This is a genomic window from Paenibacillus lemnae, from assembly GCF_012933385.1.
GTDB lineage: Bacteria > Bacillota > Bacilli > Paenibacillales > Paenibacillaceae > Paenibacillus_AQ > Paenibacillus_AQ lemnae.
The window spans coordinates 55,070-72,506 of the sequence record NZ_JABBPN010000007.1; the positions used below are offsets into that span (position 1 = coordinate 55,070).

General features: G+C 49.0%; 13 protein-coding genes. All 13 read right to left on the minus strand.

Going from position 1 to position 17,437, the window contains the following annotated elements; genetic code table 11:
- Nucleotides 1–13 precede the first annotated feature (13 nt).
- Nucleotides 14–478, minus strand: coding sequence for a tRNA (uridine(34)/cytosine(34)/5-carboxymethylaminomethyluridine(34)-2'-O)-methyltransferase TrmL (gene trmL, locus HII30_RS09595; RefSeq protein WP_169504809.1), 465 nt, complete (start codon nt 476–478; stop codon nt 14–16).
- 114 nt (nt 479–592) lie between these two features.
- On the minus strand, nt 593–1,681 hold the full coding sequence (serC, locus tag HII30_RS09600; protein WP_169504810.1) for a 3-phosphoserine/phosphohydroxythreonine transaminase: 1,089 nt from the start codon (nt 1,679–1,681) through the stop codon (nt 593–595).
- 370 nt (nt 1,682–2,051) lie between these two features.
- Nucleotides 2,052–3,476, minus strand: coding sequence for a type I glutamate--ammonia ligase (glnA, locus tag HII30_RS09605; protein WP_169504811.1), 1,425 nt, complete (start codon nt 3,474–3,476; stop codon nt 2,052–2,054).
- Between the two features lie 265 nt (nt 3,477–3,741).
- Nucleotides 3,742–4,797: a 3-deoxy-7-phosphoheptulonate synthase gene (gene aroF / locus HII30_RS09610; protein ID WP_169504812.1), complete on the minus strand. Its 1,056-nt coding sequence runs from the start codon at nt 4,795–4,797 to the stop codon at nt 3,742–3,744.
- Between the two features lie 218 nt (nt 4,798–5,015).
- Complete coding sequence (locus tag HII30_RS09615) at nt 5,016–6,806, minus strand: cache domain-containing sensor histidine kinase (RefSeq protein WP_246246225.1); 1,791 nt, start codon at nt 6,804–6,806, stop codon at nt 5,016–5,018.
- The gene (locus tag HII30_RS09620) at nt 6,803–8,374 is read right to left on the minus strand and encodes a response regulator (protein ID WP_169504813.1); all 1,572 of its coding nucleotides are present in this window, start codon (nt 8,372–8,374) and stop codon (nt 6,803–6,805) included. Before HII30_RS09620 ends, HII30_RS09615 begins: the two co-directional genes overlap by 4 nt.
- Nucleotides 8,375–8,446: 72 nt before the next feature.
- Nucleotides 8,447–10,117, minus strand: coding sequence for an extracellular solute-binding protein (locus HII30_RS09625; protein ID WP_211184515.1), 1,671 nt, complete (start codon nt 10,115–10,117; stop codon nt 8,447–8,449).
- A 90-nt stretch (nt 10,118–10,207) separates the two neighbouring features.
- Nucleotides 10,208–11,074 (minus strand): carbohydrate ABC transporter permease, encoded by an 867-nt coding sequence (locus HII30_RS09630; RefSeq protein ID WP_246246232.1) that lies wholly within the window; start codon nt 11,072–11,074, stop codon nt 10,208–10,210.
- 63 nt (nt 11,075–11,137) lie between these two features.
- Nucleotides 11,138–12,097: an ABC transporter permease gene (locus HII30_RS09635; protein ID WP_169504815.1), complete on the minus strand. Its 960-nt coding sequence runs from the start codon at nt 12,095–12,097 to the stop codon at nt 11,138–11,140.
- A gap of 306 nt (nt 12,098–12,403) precedes the next feature.
- The gene (locus HII30_RS09640) at nt 12,404–13,363 is read right to left on the minus strand and encodes a 4-hydroxy-3-methylbut-2-enyl diphosphate reductase (RefSeq protein WP_169504816.1); all 960 of its coding nucleotides are present in this window, start codon (nt 13,361–13,363) and stop codon (nt 12,404–12,406) included.
- 51 nt (nt 13,364–13,414) lie between these two features.
- Nucleotides 13,415–14,878 carry a sensor histidine kinase gene (locus HII30_RS09645; RefSeq protein ID WP_169504817.1) on the minus strand — a complete coding sequence of 488 codons (1,464 nt, stop codon included), beginning with the start codon at nt 14,876–14,878 and terminating at the stop codon, nt 13,415–13,417.
- Nucleotide 14,879: 1 nt separating this feature from the next.
- Entirely contained in the window at nt 14,880–15,566 is a 687-nt protein-coding gene (locus HII30_RS09650; RefSeq protein ID WP_169504917.1) for a response regulator transcription factor, read from the minus strand.
- Between the two features lie 108 nt (nt 15,567–15,674).
- Complete coding sequence (locus tag HII30_RS09655) at nt 15,675–17,342, minus strand: S1C family serine protease (protein ID WP_169504818.1); 1,668 nt, start codon at nt 17,340–17,342, stop codon at nt 15,675–15,677.
- Nucleotides 17,343–17,437: the final 95 nt, after the last annotated feature.

Consider the following 17,437-nt stretch of genomic DNA (forward strand, 5'->3'; position numbering starts at 1 on the left):
GAGTCCGTTAGAGTTACTCCATCCCCGGAAAATCAAGCTGGCGCAGTGCCTCAAAGGCTACAATCGCCGCGGAGTTGGACAGGTTCAAGGAGCGGACCTTGTCAGTCATCGGCATCCGGATCAGCTGATCCGCGTTGGCTTGCAGCAGCTCCTCCGGCAGACCCTTGGTCTCTTTGCCAAACACCAGAAAGTCTTCATCTTGAAACGAAATGTCGGTATATCGCTTCTTCGCTTTTGTCGTAGAAAAGAAGTAGCGCCCTTCCGGATACTTCTCCTGCAGCTCTGCGAAGGAATCATGATACTCCAGATTCACGGCATACCAGTAATCCAGTCCTGCCCGCTTCAAGGTTTTGTCGTCGGTATTAAATCCGAGCGGACGCACCAGATGAAGGTGTATTCCGGTTGCCGCACAGGTTCTCGCTATATTTCCCGTATTCGCCGGAATTTCCGGTTCTACGAGTACAATGTGAAGTGCCATATCGCTTTCTAACCACCCTTATCTATCGGTTTCTTTCCATTATAACGCATCACGCGCAAAAAAAAGAGCCCCGCCGTTTCCGGCGGTAAGCTCCCAATCCGCAATCAGATCCTCTTATGCATGCTGTTCCTGGAATTGCTTCATAAAGTTCACCAGCGCCTCACAGCTTTCATACGGCACGGCATTGTAGATCGAAGCACGCAGACCGCCCACACTGCGGTGACCTTTCAGGCCGATGAAGCCTTCCTGCTCCGAAGCTTTAGCGAAGGCCTTCTCCAGCTCCTCGGACCCCAAACGGAATGTCACGTTCATATGGGAACGGCTTGCTGGATCTACACAGCCCTGATAAAACCCTTCGCTGTTATCAATCTCATTATAAATCAGCTCCGCTTTCTTGCGATTCAGCTCTTGAACGCCTTCCAGCCCGCCGCGTGCTTCAATCCACTTCAGCACTTCGTTGATCATATAGATCCCGAAGGATGGCGGTGTATTGTACAGCGAGTTGTTGCCGACATGCGTATCATAGCGCAGCATCGTTGGCAGATGCTTCGGTGATGAGCTGATCATGTCCTCACGAGCAAGGACTACCGTTACTCCAGACGGGCCGAGGTTTTTCTGAGCTCCGGCATACACCATAGCGAACTGGCTCAGGTCAAAAGGGCGGCTTAGAATATCACTGGACATATCGCAGATCAACGGAATGGAGCCGGTATCCGGGAACTCCTTGAACTGTGTACCTTCGATGGTTTCATTGGATGTTACATGCAGATAAGCCGGCTGCTCGGACAGCTGCAGACTGCTTAGCTCTGGCAGCTTCATATACTTGTCAGACTCCGAAGAAGCTGCAACATGTGTCTTGCCAATCAATTGTGCTTCCTTGATCGCCTTGTTCGCCCAGCTGCCGGTCTTCACATAGTTAGCTTGCTGGCCTTCGCCCAGAAAATTCATCGGGATCATGGCAAATTGTGTGCTCGCTCCGCCCTGAAGGAACAGCACTTTGTATCCTGAAGGATTGCCAAGCAAAGACAGCAGTCTTTCCTGCGCTTCATTATGTACGGACTCATAAATGGCTCCCCTGTGCGACATTTCCATAATCGACATGCCGCTTTCGCGGAAATCTACGAACTCGCTCTGGGCCTTCTCCAGCACCTCCAATGGCAATGCTGCCGGACCTGCGTTAAAATTATAAGATCTCTTGGTCAATCCACTCTCCACCCTTTCTATACATACGCTCTAAAATCATGTTATCGATTATCATAGCAACAATCAGGACCTGTCCGCAAGTGCTTTTTTCTCTATTAAAAGACATAAAAATCATGCAGCGATTTAGGATGAATTTTAAATTTACATGCTTAACGTAGAGTGAGAACCGATCTGGAGAAGCGAAGCGGTCGCCTTTATCCCCGGATTTGCCATTAGTGAGTTATAGTTCAAAAAAATCCGGGGATAACAGCGATCGGAAGATGGTTCTCAATCGAAGTGGACCTGTAAGTAAATCATCACTTCATTTAATATGCAGCATGAAAAGACGCAGGAAGGTTCAACCTCCTGCGTCTTCCATCAATACAAGATCTTACACATCATAGTAAAGCGAATATTCGTGCGGATGTACCCGGATGGATACTGCTTTAGCTTCTCCACGCTTCAAGGAGATAAAGTTCTCCAGGAATTCTTTCGTGAATACGCCGCCTTCGGTCAAGAACTCGGAATCAGCTTCCAGTGCATCGAGTGCTTCATCCAATGTAGCCGGCACACTGCGAATTTCTTTCTTCTCTGCATCAGACAGATCATAAATATTCTTGTCAAAAGGACCATAACCCAATTCAACCGGGTTGATCTTGCGCTTGATGCCGTCCAGACCCGCCATCAGCATGGCTGAGAATGCCAGGTATGGGTTCGCTGTGGAGTCCGGTGTACGGAACTCGATACGGCAGCCCTTCGGTGTTACAGCTGCTACCGGGATACGAACGGCTGCAGAACGGTTACCTTTGGAGAATACGAGGTTAACTGGTGCTTCATAACCAGGAACCAGACGCTTGAACGAGTTCGTGCTTGGGTTCGTCAGTGCGATCAGGGCTGGTGCATGATATAGAATACCGCCGATATAATGAAGAGCCATTTCACTCAGGTTGGCATAAGCTCCTTTTTCGTAGAACAAAGGCGTGTCGCCATCAAAAATGGATTGGTGCACGTGCATGCCGCTGCCGTTGTCTCCGAAAATAGGTTTTGGCATAAAAGTTGCTGTTTTACCATATTGACGAGCGGTATTGTGCACGATGTACTTGTAAACCAGCAGGTTGTCTGCGGTTTTCTTCAGTGTATCAAAACGGAAGTTGATTTCTGCCTGACCTGCAGTTGCCACTTCATGGTGATGACGTTCAACGCGAAGTCCAGCTTCGTTCAGAAGACGACACATTTCGCTGCGGATGTCCTGCTGTGTATCGACAGGAGCTACCGGAACATAACCGCCTTTCACTCGAACCTTAAAGCCCAGGTTGCCCCCATCTTCCTTACGGTTGGTGTTCCAGGCTCCTTCTTCGGACTCCACATAGTAGCTGGAGCTGTTCATGCCGCTTTCGTAACGGACATCATCGAACAAGAAAAACTCGGATTCCGGTGCGAAGAATGCAGCTGTTCCCACGCCGCTGTCCTGCAGAAACTGTTCGGCACGATCAGCGATACAGCGTGGATCACGCTCGTAAGCTTCACCGTCCGGTGTTTGAATATTGCTCATGATATTTAATGTAGGATGCGCGGTAAATGGATCCACATAGCAGGATTCCGGATCCGGCATCATAACCATGTCTGATTCTTCGATTCCGCGGAAGCCCGGAATGGACGATCCGTCAAAAGCTACACCGTTAACGAATGTTTCGCTGTCCACTTCAGATGCCGGCAGGGTAATATGGTGCACCCGACCCGACAAATCAACAAAACGGAAATCCACCCACTCAATGTTATGCTCTTCAATCGTTTTTAACACGTTTTCTACCGACATGTCTCTTCCTCCCAATACCCGAACATTAGGCTATGAATACCTTATGAATGTTCATGATTTTTCGTTATCTTTTCAGCTATTATATTCCGTCATTACGTACAGCGTCAATACTCATGTCAGGTATTTTTCTGCATTTGTGTTATATAACATAACATATGGACTATCTTGCTACTCCGACAAAAAAAGACTTCTTTCGCATCCGAAAGAAGTCCTCTTATTCGCCAATCAAATGGTTTTTCAATTCGATAAAAGTGTCGGTTTATGCTTATACTCGGGCAAATTCCGAAGCCGGTGCTTTGGAAGTGTTGAAGCTCTTACCGACAATCGGAGCCAGTTTCTCCAGGTCTTTAAGCAGGGCAGCGAACTGGTCCGGGAAAAGGGATTGCACACCATCACCGGTCATGGAATTATCCGGATCTGTATGCATCTCGATAATGAGTCCATCGGCTCCTGCTGCCACAGAAGCTTTCGACATTGGCTCCACCAGCTCACGGCGTCCTGTGCCATGACTTGGATCCGAGATGACCGGCAGATGGCTCAACTGCTGCAGCACCGGAATGGCTGACAGATCAAGAGTATTACGTGTGTACGACTCGAATGTTCGTATTCCCCGCTCACAGAGCATTACATTTGGATTCCCTCCTGCCAAAATGTACTCCGCAGCGTTCAGAAATTCATCATACGTGGAACTGAATCCCCGTTTTAACAGCACCGGCTTGCCGCATGTTCCCAGCTTGCGCAGCAGATCAAAGTTCTGCATATTGCGTGTCCCCACCTGAAGAATATCTGCGTACTCCGCACAAATGTCTACATATTCCGGTGTCATGACTTCTGTGATGGTGAGCAGTCCATGCTTCTGACCCGCCTCAGCCATCATAATCAGACCTTCCACACCAACCCCTTGGAAGCTGTATGGTCCTGTCCGCGGTTTGAAAGCTCCACCACGCAGCACCTGTCCGCCTGCCGCTTTAACCAGTTTGGCGATCTCATCTATCTGCTCTGCGGATTCTACCGCACATGGACCGCCCATCACGACGAGATTCCCTCCTCCGATCCGGGTGCCCTTGATATCAATAATCGTATCGTCAGGATGAAAATCCCGGCTTGCCAGCTTGTAGGATTTCGATATCTTGACGACATTCTCAACACCCTTCATCTGACGCAGATGTTCTGCCAGTTTTGGATTCACACTGCCGATCAGACCAATGACAGTCCGGTCAGCACCTTTTGAGATGTGCGCCTGCAGTCCTTCTTTCTCGATCTCGGCAATTATTAGAGCCTTCTGCTCCTCTGGAATTTGATTTGATGTGATAACGATCATGTGTATCCCTCTTTCCTTCTCATTTTGTGCAATCTAAACTTTCGCGCTTAAGCGCTTGTACGCTTTTAAGCTTTTATGCTTTTAATCGTTAAAGTAACTATACGAAAAAAAACTCTGTTCGTCAAGCCCAAATGAAATTGAGCCGCGACAGAGCATAAAGTTATTCAGCAATTACGCATTTCAATTACGCATTGAAGCTTTGTAATCTGCTATAAGCGTTATCTTTCTTTTACAGGATTTCTCTTCACACAAGGGATCAAAATGGATACTGTTGTACCGATGCCCGGCCGGCTGAATACCGTGACACCATATGGTGAGCCATAATGCAGGTGAATCCGTTGATCTACATTGCGAATACCATAGCCTGCGTTTTCCAGCTCTCCTGCACGCAGGGGTGTGCGGATTTTTCCTGGAGGAAAACCGACTCCATCATCGATAATTCTGAATTCCACCCCTTCCGGCGTTACGGCACCGGTAACCCGGATATGAATGCGGTCCCCAGTCCACGCATGTTCCAGCACATTTTCAATAAACGGCTGCAGGATCAATTTCACACTTTCATACTTTACGATTTCCGGAGAAATATCATAATTGACCTGCATGCGTTCACCATACTTGGTTTTCTGAATATCAATGTAGGCCTGAGCCTGTTCCAGCTCATTCAGCAGAGGGATCACGTTCCGCCCCTCATTCAGGGAAAGGCGGTAAAACTTCGCCAAATCCAATACCATACGCTGAAGCTTGTCCAATTCTCCGAATTTGGCCAGACGACTGATCGAGGACAGCGTATTATATAGAAAATGAGGGTTGATCTGGGCATGCAGGGAATCCAGTTCAGCCTGTTTTTTCTGCAGATCCGCAAAATACACCTCCTGAATCAGCCTGCCGATATTGGCCCCCATTTCATTAAGCGCCTGCGCGATTTTGACAAACTCATCGTTTCCTTTAAAGTAGATGCGCTTATGGAACTCTCCTTCCTGGAAAGAGTCCACCACCTTGACGATCTTATACACCCGTCTCCCGAAATAGCGTGACACGATAATACTCATGAATAAAATAACGACAATGCATGCCAGGCAGATCAAGAGCGTAAGATTGCGTACTTTCACGGAATTCTGCTCCAGCAGATTCGCAGGAACGACCGCGACCAGCTCCATGTCCAGCCCCTGCAGACCTTCCCGGATGACAAGATCCTTATGTTTGCCTCCGTCTCCTGTCTCCCCGGGCGTTGTTAACGGCCCCGACACTAACGGCAGGCCTTCGTTCTCCGCACTGGAGGAAATGATGATTCCGCCGTCCGGATCGGAAATACGGATCGTGGTTCCATCCCCTATTTTTTGAAAATCCACACTGTCAAATAAATCATGTAAGGATACCGTCACCCTCATAAATCCGATTTCATCATGCGGTACCTGAATTCCACCGATATCCACCAGTCGCCGCAGCAAAGAAATCCTGCCGTACTCCACATCATCCTCGACCTGCTTCCACTGCATGGTGGTTCCATAGACTTCCTGTTCGGGATAGCTGCGGTACCACTCTTTGCCGGTCAGCCGGTGATACTGATAAATATCATATAACCTGGATTTGGTCGCCAGCGGGTCTGTTCCCTCGTATATATTGTAGGTCTCCCGAAACGTGGTGTTCTTCAGATAAACAGACAGCCACATCCGCCGGTTAGCCGTTTCCACGGCCGTCTGGAATTTCGGGAACAGTACGTTCTGTGTTGCTTCGTAGCTGGCCCAGCCTTCCTCATAATGACGAAGCGTGCGTGCCAGCATATCATCAAAATACAGCATATCCGAGATGCGTTTGGTATCCTCCAGCTTGAAGGCGATGTTGTTCTTCATTTGGGACAATGTCCCCTGAATGATGCTGCGTGTCTGATCACGAATGGACTTCACATACACCTGATTGGCCAGATTGCCGACCAGCATAACCGGAATGACGATAAAAATACAGTATGACAGCATCAGCTTGAATCCAAAAGGAAGCCGGATCCCGTTCATGAATGTCTTCTCCTGTATTCCAGTGGTGTCATGCCATACGTCTCCTTGAACTGTCTGCTGAAATACGGTAAATACTGATAACCGCTTTGGGCGGCAATCTCATATATTTTCATTTTTGTGCCGGTCAGCAAGCTTTTTGCTTTCTCCATCTTCAAGCCGATCACATAATCACTGAAATTCTGGCCGGTTTCTTCTTTAAACAGAACACCAAGATAGTTCGGTGAAAACGAAAAGCGGTTGGCCACATCCCGGAGGGTAACGCTTTCGTGAAGCCGCTGCGTGACATCTTCAATGATTTCGTGGATCAGACGGCCATTCTTGGATATTTTGCGGTTATGAAGCTGCTCCGATATTTCAAACACCTTGCGCCGCAGCCAGGAAAAAATCTCATCCATCGTTTCGAATTGAAGCAGCACATCCAGCTTGGTAAACGTGAGGCCCAGCATGTTAAACAGATCCTCCTGCATCGTATGAAGATGCTCATCCAGCTTTAACAAGATATAGATGGAAAAGTTACGGACGGTGAACTTCGAACGCATGCCCGACACCAAATGAAACATCTCTTCCAGCTCATCATGGATGGAAACCAGATCATAGCTGGTCATGGCCTGCAGCAGGGCATCCAGGCGAATGTCCAGTGTCTCCGCATTTTGCATATCTTCACGGGGAACTTCACTGAAAGAAATCCACCTCCCCTTCCCCTGAAACATTTTATGTTCCAGCGCTGCAGCCGCCTGCTCATAAGAGAAATGGAGCTCTTCCAGTCGATAAGCCGGGTTCCCTGCACCTACCGTGACCGTGAACGGAAACTCCGCCTGAAGCTGCTGAAGCAGCTCCGAAGTATCTTCACGCCCGGTTTCGGCATTCAGCAGCAGTGCAGTACGCTGGTGGTTGATTTTGCAAAAATGATGCAGCCCTTCTTCCAGCAGCAGGGTTTGCAGCCGTGCATGATAACGGTCGATCCACTCACGCTTCTCGCTTTCTCCAACATGATGAAGATGAACGGCTGCATCATCCAGCTCAAAGATCGCGGCACAGACAGGCCATTCAATTTCCTGGAAACGATATTCTTTATTCAGCACATCGCGAGGTACCGATGGATATGGGTTCTCCAGCAGCTGCAGCAAATATTGATGCTTCACCATTGGAATGATTTTCTGATAGGCCTGTTCCGTTTCCTCTCGCTGCCGAAGATGATCCAGCTTTTGCTTCACTTTATTCAAGGCTTCGATCAGCTCATGGTCATCCATCGGTTTCAGGACATAACTGCAGGCATCCAGTGCCATGGCCTGTTTCACATAACTGAAATCCTGGTATCCGCTTACAAATATAATTTGAAGATTCTCCTGGAGCGCTAATCCCTTTTGCGCCAGCTCCAGGCCCGACATATTCGGCATCCGGATGTCTGACACGAGAACATGAACAGGTTCCCGCTCCAGCACCTCACAGGCTGAAAACCCGTTATTCACGGTATCCACAACGGTCATTCCCAGCTCTTCCCACGGGATAAACTGTTTCATGCCTTCAAGATCCAATATTTCATCGTCCGCCAGCAATACTTTATACACGGAAGTCCCCCCGGAAAAAACCCAAAGGTATACTGCCAGATGGCAGTATACCCTGATGGTTTATGAGTGTATTTAATTGCCCTGCATTTTCTGCAGATTTTCCTGCCACTTTACCGTTTTATATTCCAGCAGCTTGCTGTAGCCCGCTGACTGCGCATCATTCTCCGCCTTGTCGAGAATCGCATTGACCTCGGCGTCATTTTTTGCATACAGCGCTTTCGCTCTGGACTCCAGGAAGATATCTTCTACACGCTGACGGATAATCCCTTCTTCACTGTCAGGCATCGGATCCAGATTGATGAACGGTGTGCCGTCTCCCTGCGTTTTCCATGTAATTTCATACTGCCAGTGTGTCGCCCAGTTCCGCTGTTCAACCGGCAGTGTACTTTCGAATTTGGCTTTGGCTTGGTCGACATATACGGTGTTGCCGTTCCAGATGAGGTTGATCGTAGCATTCTGCAGCTCTACGAGACCTTCTGCATCGGACGTATATTTATCTGTGAATTTCGGTGTTTTTCCATCTTCCTCTACACCATCCCAGTATCCGCCCTCAGGTCCCCACATCATGATCCGCTGACCTTCCGGTCCTGTATACCAATCCAGGAATGCAAAGATCGCTTCAGGATCCTTCGCAGCCTTGGTGATTACACTGACATTCCAGCCAAGCTGCGTATAAGTTCCCGCCATAATTTTGCTAGGGTCAAGTCCTGGTTTGTGGATAGGCATTACCATGAAGTATCCTGCATCCGGATCGTTTTCACTCAGCTGGATGTGGCCGAGCTGTCCCAATTCAGTAGGGCTTGCGGAGGCCAGTACCGCCACACGGCCGGATACTACCTTTTCTTTCACCTGATCGGCTGTCTGTGTCATCGCATCCTGAGACATCAGCTTCTCTCTGAACAGCTTGGCAGCATACTGCATGGATTCCCGGTAAGCCGGATCTGTAAAAATGGAATTCAGCTTGTCACCCTCAGGTACACCGCGGATGCCAACATAGCTGTTCAGCACATCTTCACCAAATGCGGTGTACAGTACGTTCAGTCCCTGGCCGTCTTTAGCCAAATGAGGCTCAAACGGAACCACATTCGGGTATTTCTCCTTCACCATGCTGAGATAATTGTACATATCTTCGGTTGTCTCCAGCTTAGGAGAACCCAGTTCCGTATAAATTTTCTTGTTCACAACATATCCGGCATTACCGTTTGGCTGGCTGGTGTACCAGTTCGGGAATTGATACAGCTTGCCGTCTTCCGAGCGCAGCAGATTGATCCCGGCTTCGCCCAGCCATTCTTTCAAGTTCGGATATTTATCGAGATAATCATCAAATGGAACCAGCATGCCGGCTTGACGAAGCTTCTCTACATCCGGTCCACGTTCCATCCACATCACATCCGGCAGGGAGCCTGAGGCGATCATTGTGTTTAATTTCTGGGCTGCATTGCCGCCGCTGTGTACAGGGGTGATGTTGACCTTTTTATTTTCTTTAATCCACTTGCTGGACTCATCTGCACCCCAGTTGGGCATGGTGTACCAGTCATAGTTGCCATAGAAGGAAAAATCCAACTGCTTTTCACCTAAAACAAACTGACTGCTGGTGCTTTCACCTGCTTTTCCGTCATCCCCGGGCTTTTCAGGGTCGGCTGTACTGCCGGAACCGCCAGATCCGCCGGAGCATCCCGTCAGCATCAGAACACCTGCAAGCAGGACAGTAAGGGAGGATCTCCAAACTTTTTTTCTAAGCATTGTATTAATCCCCTTTCGATATTTCAGCATGATATATGTGGAGGCCGCAAAGGGCCTTCGACATCGGTTTCGCGCGAGTGCCGCCGCAGTCTACTCTTTCAAAGAGCCGACCAGAACACCTTTTACAAAATACTTTTGTACAAATGGATACACCAGAATAATTGGCAGGGTAGCAATCATCATCGTCGCCATAGAAAGCGATTTGGAGGATACGGTCTGCATTTTTGCCAGCTGGCCTTGAGCGGCCGAATCCAGGTTGGCCATCTGATCAGAAACGATATTGGTATTCAGGATTTGCTTCAGCATGGTCTGAATCGGCAGGAGGTTCTCATTGTTAATATAAATACTCGGCAGGAACCAGTCATTCCAGTGTCCGACCGCGGTAAACAGGGACAAAGTTGCAATGACGGGACCGGACAGCGGCAGAATAATGCGAAAGAATGTGCCCCAGTTGCCGCAGCCGTCGATTTTGGCCGATTCTTCAAGTCCTGCCGGCAGTCCGCTGAAAAAGGTACGGAAGATGATCATATTCCACACACTGATGAGTCCAGGAATGATGAACACCCAGAAGGAATCCATCAGGCCCAATCCCCGAATCAGCAGGAAGCTTGGAATCAGGCCGCCGCTGAAATACATGGTGATGATACACATAATCATGTAATATTTGCGGCCGATCAGTTCGCGCTTCGTCATCCCGTATGCGAACAGCGACGTCGTCACGATCGACAGGAACGTACCGATGACAGTACGAAGCACTGAGATGTAAAAACCGTTTAGAAGCCGGGTATCATTCAAGACGACGCCATAGTTTTCCAGTGTGAATTCCCGCGGCCAGAAGGTGATCCCACCCAGTGCCGTGTCCGAACCGGTATTAAAGGAAATGACGGCCGAATTCCAAAAAGGATAAAATGTTGTAAAAGCAAGTAATGTCAGAAAAATATAGATAAAAACAACCATAATTTTATCGCCATACCCTAACCGAACCACATGCATCCGCTCCTTTCACTAGAGTGAGGTCTCCTACCATAAGCTGTTGCCGGATCGGCGGGCGATATAATTGGCGATCGTCAGCAGTCCTACACTAATTACCGCTTTAAATAATCCTACTGCTGTTGCATAAGAAAAGCGGGTATTCTGAATTCCGATTCGGTAAACATACGTATCAATGACATCCGACACTTCCCTCAGAACCGGATTGACACCCAGCAGGAGGATATCCTCAAATCCGGCTGTCAGCAGATTGCCGATGGCCAGGATCATAAAGATGACCACGACAGGCATGATGGATGGCAGCGTAATCGTAAAAATCTGCCTGAATTTGCTTGCACCGTCCATATCCGCCGCTTCATACATATGGGGATCCACCCCGGCAATGGCGGCCAGATAGACAATGGAACCAAAACCGATTTCCTTCCATACGCCTGTCGTTACGAGAATGGTCCAGAAATACTCCGGAATAGAGAGGAACCCCAGCGGCTCGTCAATGAGCGATAGCTTCTGCATCAGGATGTTGAGGCTTCCGTTGTCTGTGGACAGCATGGACATCACGAATCCCGCAACGATTACCCAGGAGAGAAAGTGAGGTAAATAGCTGACCGTCTGTACAATTCGCTTAAAGGCCATTCCCCGAATCTCATTCAGCATCAGAGCTAACAGAATCGGTGCCGGAAATCCGATCAGAAATTTCAGCAGGCTGATCACGATCGTATTTCTCATCACCGTATAAAATTCAGGGGATTCAAAAAACATCTTAAAATGCTTCAAACCCACCCAAGGGCTCTCTGCCATTCCCCCGAAGATGTTGTAGTCCTGGAAAGCCATGAGCACCCCGTACATCGGGATGTAGCTGAAGACAAAGATCATCGCCAGTGCCGGCAGAACCATCAGCTGGATGTCCCACTGTCTCGCAAAGCGTGTAATCAAGCTGCCTGATTTTTTCGGCTTGGCGGCAGGTTTGGATTCAACCGAAATTTGTGACATAACCACCCTCCCTTGCTGAACAAGAATTATCTCTGTTTTGATAACTTCATTGTATCGAAGGAGGCTTTTCCAAACCATTTGCCTGAGCAACGAAAAATGATACTATTCAACCAAAATTAAAACGCTTTCAATTACAATTTAAGAAAAAGCATCAAAAGTGAGATGCCAAAAGACGCTCCGCGTACGAAACGTTCCTCCCCTCGCTGTTCCCCCCCCAAATCAAAAAGGTCGAAGACAGCGACTCCTATTGGAGAGTCTGCCTTCGACCTTTTATATGCCTTATAAATGCCAAATGACGTGATACTTTTATCCGCTCGTCGTGCCGGACTTGGACTTTACCGGCGGAAGCAGCTTGCTCATCTTGACCGTCCGTTTGATCTCCCATGTCTCCGGCTGATCGTGTTCGTATTGTTCCAGATACGATATCACTTCCTTGGTAATCGGCGTCGGTGTTGATGCGCCCGAAGTGACGGCGACCTTGCCAATACCCTCCAGCCATTCCCGCTTCAGCTCAGTAATATCACTGATCCGGTGAGACGGAACGCCAGCGATTTCCTCCGACACCTGAGCCAGGCGATTGGAGTTATTGCTGCGCGGATCACCTACAACGATGACGAGATCCGCCTGACCAGCCTGTTCCGCTACCGCTTCCTGTCTTACCTGGGTAGCGAGACAGATCTCATTATGAATTTCTGCTCCCGGAAATTTCTCCAGCAGCCGTTTCATAATGTCCTTAATATCCCACTGGCTCATCGTCGTCTGATTGGTGATGATGATCCGTTCTGCGGAAATATGCAGTTTCTCAATCTCTTCCATCTTCTCAATCAGATGAACATGCTCCGGAGCGACACCGATGGCACCCTCCGGCTCAGGATGATTCTTCTTGCCGATATAAATGACCTCATATCCGTCCGCCACCTTCTCGCGAATGAGATCATGCGTTTTGGTTACATCCGGACAAGTTGCATCCAGTGTTGTAAGTCCTTTGTCCCTGGCCAGTTTGCGAACTTCCGGCGAAACCCCATGGGCCGTAAAAATGACAGTGCCCTGCTCTACCTGGTTCAAAATCTCCATCCGGTTCGGTCCGTCCAGTGTGATGATGCCTTCATCTTCAAACGATTGTGTAACATGACTGTTATGCACAATCATGCCCAATATATAGATAGGCCGGGGAAGATCCAGATTCTGCGCCGCTTGACGAGCCAGCACCATCGCATCCACGACGCCGTAACAATAACCTCGCGGCGATATTTTGATCACTTCCATGGTCCTCACCTGCTTTCTGTCGACTTAATGACACTCCCTTGTATTATACCGTTATTCCAGCGGCGGGGCAAAGATGGCTGGCAGCCACACAATAAACGTACTGCCCTCCCCAAGCTTGGTAACGACCTCCACCGAGCCTTCATGAACATCGATGATCCATTTGGCAATAGATAGTCCAAGTCCGGTGCCCTCCGTCGCCCCGCGGGACTGATCAGCACGGTAAAAGCGCTCGAATATATGCGGTACTTCATCCTTCGCCATGCCGATTCCCGTATCTGCGATACGAATGCCGACCTGTCCCCGGTACAGGATCACATCCAGACGGACCTCACCATCAGGAGTATACTTAAAGGCGTTTTCGATGAAAATGAACAGCATTTGCTGTAAATAATCACGGTTTCCTTCCACGTAAACACCATTGAGTGATGAGAGATCGCCCGGCAGCCACGCTGCTGTCTTCGGGAGGAATTGGGCTTTGCGGATGACCTCGCCGAGCAGCGGCTCCAGCGCAACGGGAAGCTTCTCGAAGGTCTGCCCCGTATCTGCTCTCGCTAATGAAAGCATATCCGCTACCAAGCGTGTCATCCTTTTGGCTTCGTCGGAAATATCGCCGACCGCCTCAGCGGACATCTCGCGAATGGTATGCTCATCCAGGTCCGGCCGCTCCGATGGCGGTGAAGTCCAGATTTTGTGCAGCAGATCCACATTCCCGCGAATTGTCGTCAGCGGCGTCCGGAGCTCATGGGAGGCATCCGATACGAATCTTCGCTGTGCAGCATAAGCATCCTCAAGCTCCTTGTAGAAGTTTTCCGTTCTCGACAGCATGCCGTTAAATGTATCGATGAGCCTACCTATTTCGTCTTGGGGGCCATCATATTCTATACGGACGCTGAGATCCGTGCCCTTCTGAATCAGATTCGCAGCATCCGCTACCTTCTCGATCGGCTTCATGGATTTTCTGGCCAGAAACAGCCCCAGGGTCGAAGCAATGATCAGCGTTGCCAACGTTCCCATAATTAGAATTGACTGCAGGCGATCCAGCGTCTTTTCTGCGGTACCAGTGTAAGCTCCTACCTGAAGCCATCCATATACCTGACCTGTTTTCTGGGCGAATACATAGTCCTGATAGACCAAAAAGGGATTTCCACCTACACTAATTGTTTTAAATCCGCGGTAGCTTTCACTGATCTCAAAAGAGGGAACCTCGAATTCCAACCCCCGGAGTTTCATATTATCAGACCGCCAGGTTTTTTGATTATGGTACGTATATGACTGCACATAAAAGTCCGCTTCTTCCATACGTTGTGCCGATGAGCGGTCCGGTGTAAACCCCAGACTACCGTCTTCATTGATGGATTGAACAGGTCGAATTTTATTGTACTGCTGCTGAATGCGGGATTTCAGTTCATCATACGTATACAAATGCACAAATCCGTAGACAGCCAGGCTGAACGCAAGCAAAGTAATGCATAAAATACCGGAGTACCACGCCGTAAGCCGCCAGCGGATCGACATATCAGCGTTCTCCTCTAAGGATGTAACCTGCTCCGCGAATCGTCTGAATCAGTCGCTTGCCTCCGTGCTCTTCTGTCTTCTGCCGCAGCATCGCAATATATACCTCAAGCACATTGGATTCTCCGCTGTAGTCGTACCCCCAGATCTTGTCCATGATCAGGTCACGGGACAGGACCCGTTTCGGGTTGAGCAGAAACAGATGCAGCAGCTCGAACTCCTTGGCCGTCAGCTCCAGCCGGCTCCCATCCCTCACGACTTCTCTTGCATCCACGTCCATGGTTAAATCCTCGAAGGTCAGCTTCTGGCTGTTATGTTCCTCACCATTATTGCGGCGAAGAAGTACCCGGACTCTCGCCAAGAGCTCCTCCAGGGCAAAGGGTTTGACCAGATAATCGTCTGCTCCTGTATCAAGTCCCTTCACACGATTTTCAAGCTCATCCTTCGCGGTAAGCATCAGGACCGGTATCCGGCTGCCGCCTTCTCTCAGCCGCCGCAGTGCTTCAAATCCATCCACATGAGGCATCATGACGTCTAGAATGACAACATCCGGTTCCTCGTTCAGAATCATCTTCAAGCCTTCCGCTCCGTTAGATGCTGTATGTACTTCATAACCTTCAAAGGCCAGTCCTCTGCGAAGCATCGAAATAATCTTCTCATCATCATCTACAATCAAAATACGTGAACGCATCATCCATCACCTCTGCATTTGTTCATGATTCACTCTCATTATATCTATCCATTCACAAACAGCACAAGCGGAAGGGAGCTGTCCCTTCCGCTTGTCTTTGACTGCTGATTACTGCTGCTCTGTCAAATCAAAATCGTTCCGGTCTCCAATGGTCACAGGCAGATCCAGGGTATTGCCATTACGGACCACATTCAGCGTGATTTTATCGCCGACCTTCTTGGACTGAATATATTCAATCAATTCAGCTGCCGTTGCGAATTTTTGACCCTCTGCGCCTATAATGATATCGTACTGACGCAGATCGGCTTCATATGCCGGGGAACGAAATACGACGCTGCTGACATACGAACCTTCTGTAACATCTGTACCCAGCTGCTGGGATACCTGAGGGGTCAGGGTCCCAAGGCTGGCACCGATGAATGGTATCGGCTCTTTCGGCACTTCCTTGTTATTCTTCAGATAATCCAGCACTTCATTGATCGTCTTCGCCGGGATCGCAAAACCGATACCTTGAGCCTCTGCACTAACTGCCACATTCATCCCGATGACTTCGCCTTTCAGGTTAAGCAGCGGGCCCCCGGAGTTACCAGGATTAATAGATGCATCTGTCTGCAGAAGATGCTCATAGTTCCGGTCAGCCTGACCATTCTGTCCGGAAATATCAATTTGACGTTCTTTAGAGCTCAATACACCGGCTGTTACTGTGTGGTCAAAACCGTGAGGATTACCGATGGCAACCAGCCATTCGCCCACTTCCAGGCTGTCGGAATCACCGAGCGCTACCATTGGAAAGTCATTATCGCCTTCAATTTTCAGTACGGCCAGATCAAGCTCATAGCTGGATCCTAAAAGCTTGGCTTCATACGGCTTTTTTGTGCCTTGTACGGTAACTTGAATGACATCCGCTCCATTGATGACATGTTCATTCGTCAGAATGTAGCCAGACTTGTCAAAAATAAATCCTGATCCGATACCGGATGGCTGCAGCTGCGAGGAATCTGCACTGCCACCGCTGTTTCCGCGATTGCTGCCATTTCCTTGAGGTCCGGACCCATCACCAAAAAAGTAACGGAAGATATCATCATCCATACTCCGGCTGCCCTGTCTTTGACTGCCGCTGCTGTTCACCAGGGTTTCAATCAAAACCACTGCAGGACTCGCATTGTCTACTACAGAAGCCACGTCACCCGGGTCAGTAGGAATCTGCGCTGCAGCCGTAGAAGCGCTGCCGTCATTGTTCGCTGGTGCTACGGCTGGAGCCACATCATTACTGGCAGCCTGAGAACTCATCGGCTGCTCCGGAGTGAACAGGTTCGTACGGTCAGCCGCAAACATACTCCCTGTAATAAATACCATACCTGCGAGGAATGAGAGAAGCACCGTCTTCACAGAACTTCTTGGCTTCCGGCTGTAATTCCAATTCCCTTTCCCTTTGGAACTGGACGAGCGCTCAGGATAATTTCCTCCATCCTTGGCATCACTGCCCTGGGAACGTGTAGTTCCGGAATAAGCGGAGGAAGGAACCGGCTTTACCGGCTCAGGGGCCGTAACTTCAACCTCCTGGGGGTTACGGCGTACATAATGACTGCTCTGGTTGTCTTCTTTTTTCTCGTCATCTAATGATTTAAAAGGTCCGTAGGAATAGTAGGAAGATGAATTAGAGGCGGGATCTGATTGCTGCTCATGCTCATGATTCGACTCATGATTCCGTTCGTTATTCCGTTCTGGGTTCAGCTCGTCTTCATTGTGTCCGAACCGGTTTCTTTGATCGTCCATGACTTTACCTCCTATGAAATCACCGCCTTGGAAGCGGTGGCTGTGTTATTAACTGTTCTTATTGTGTACTATAAACCTTAATAACACCTTAAAAA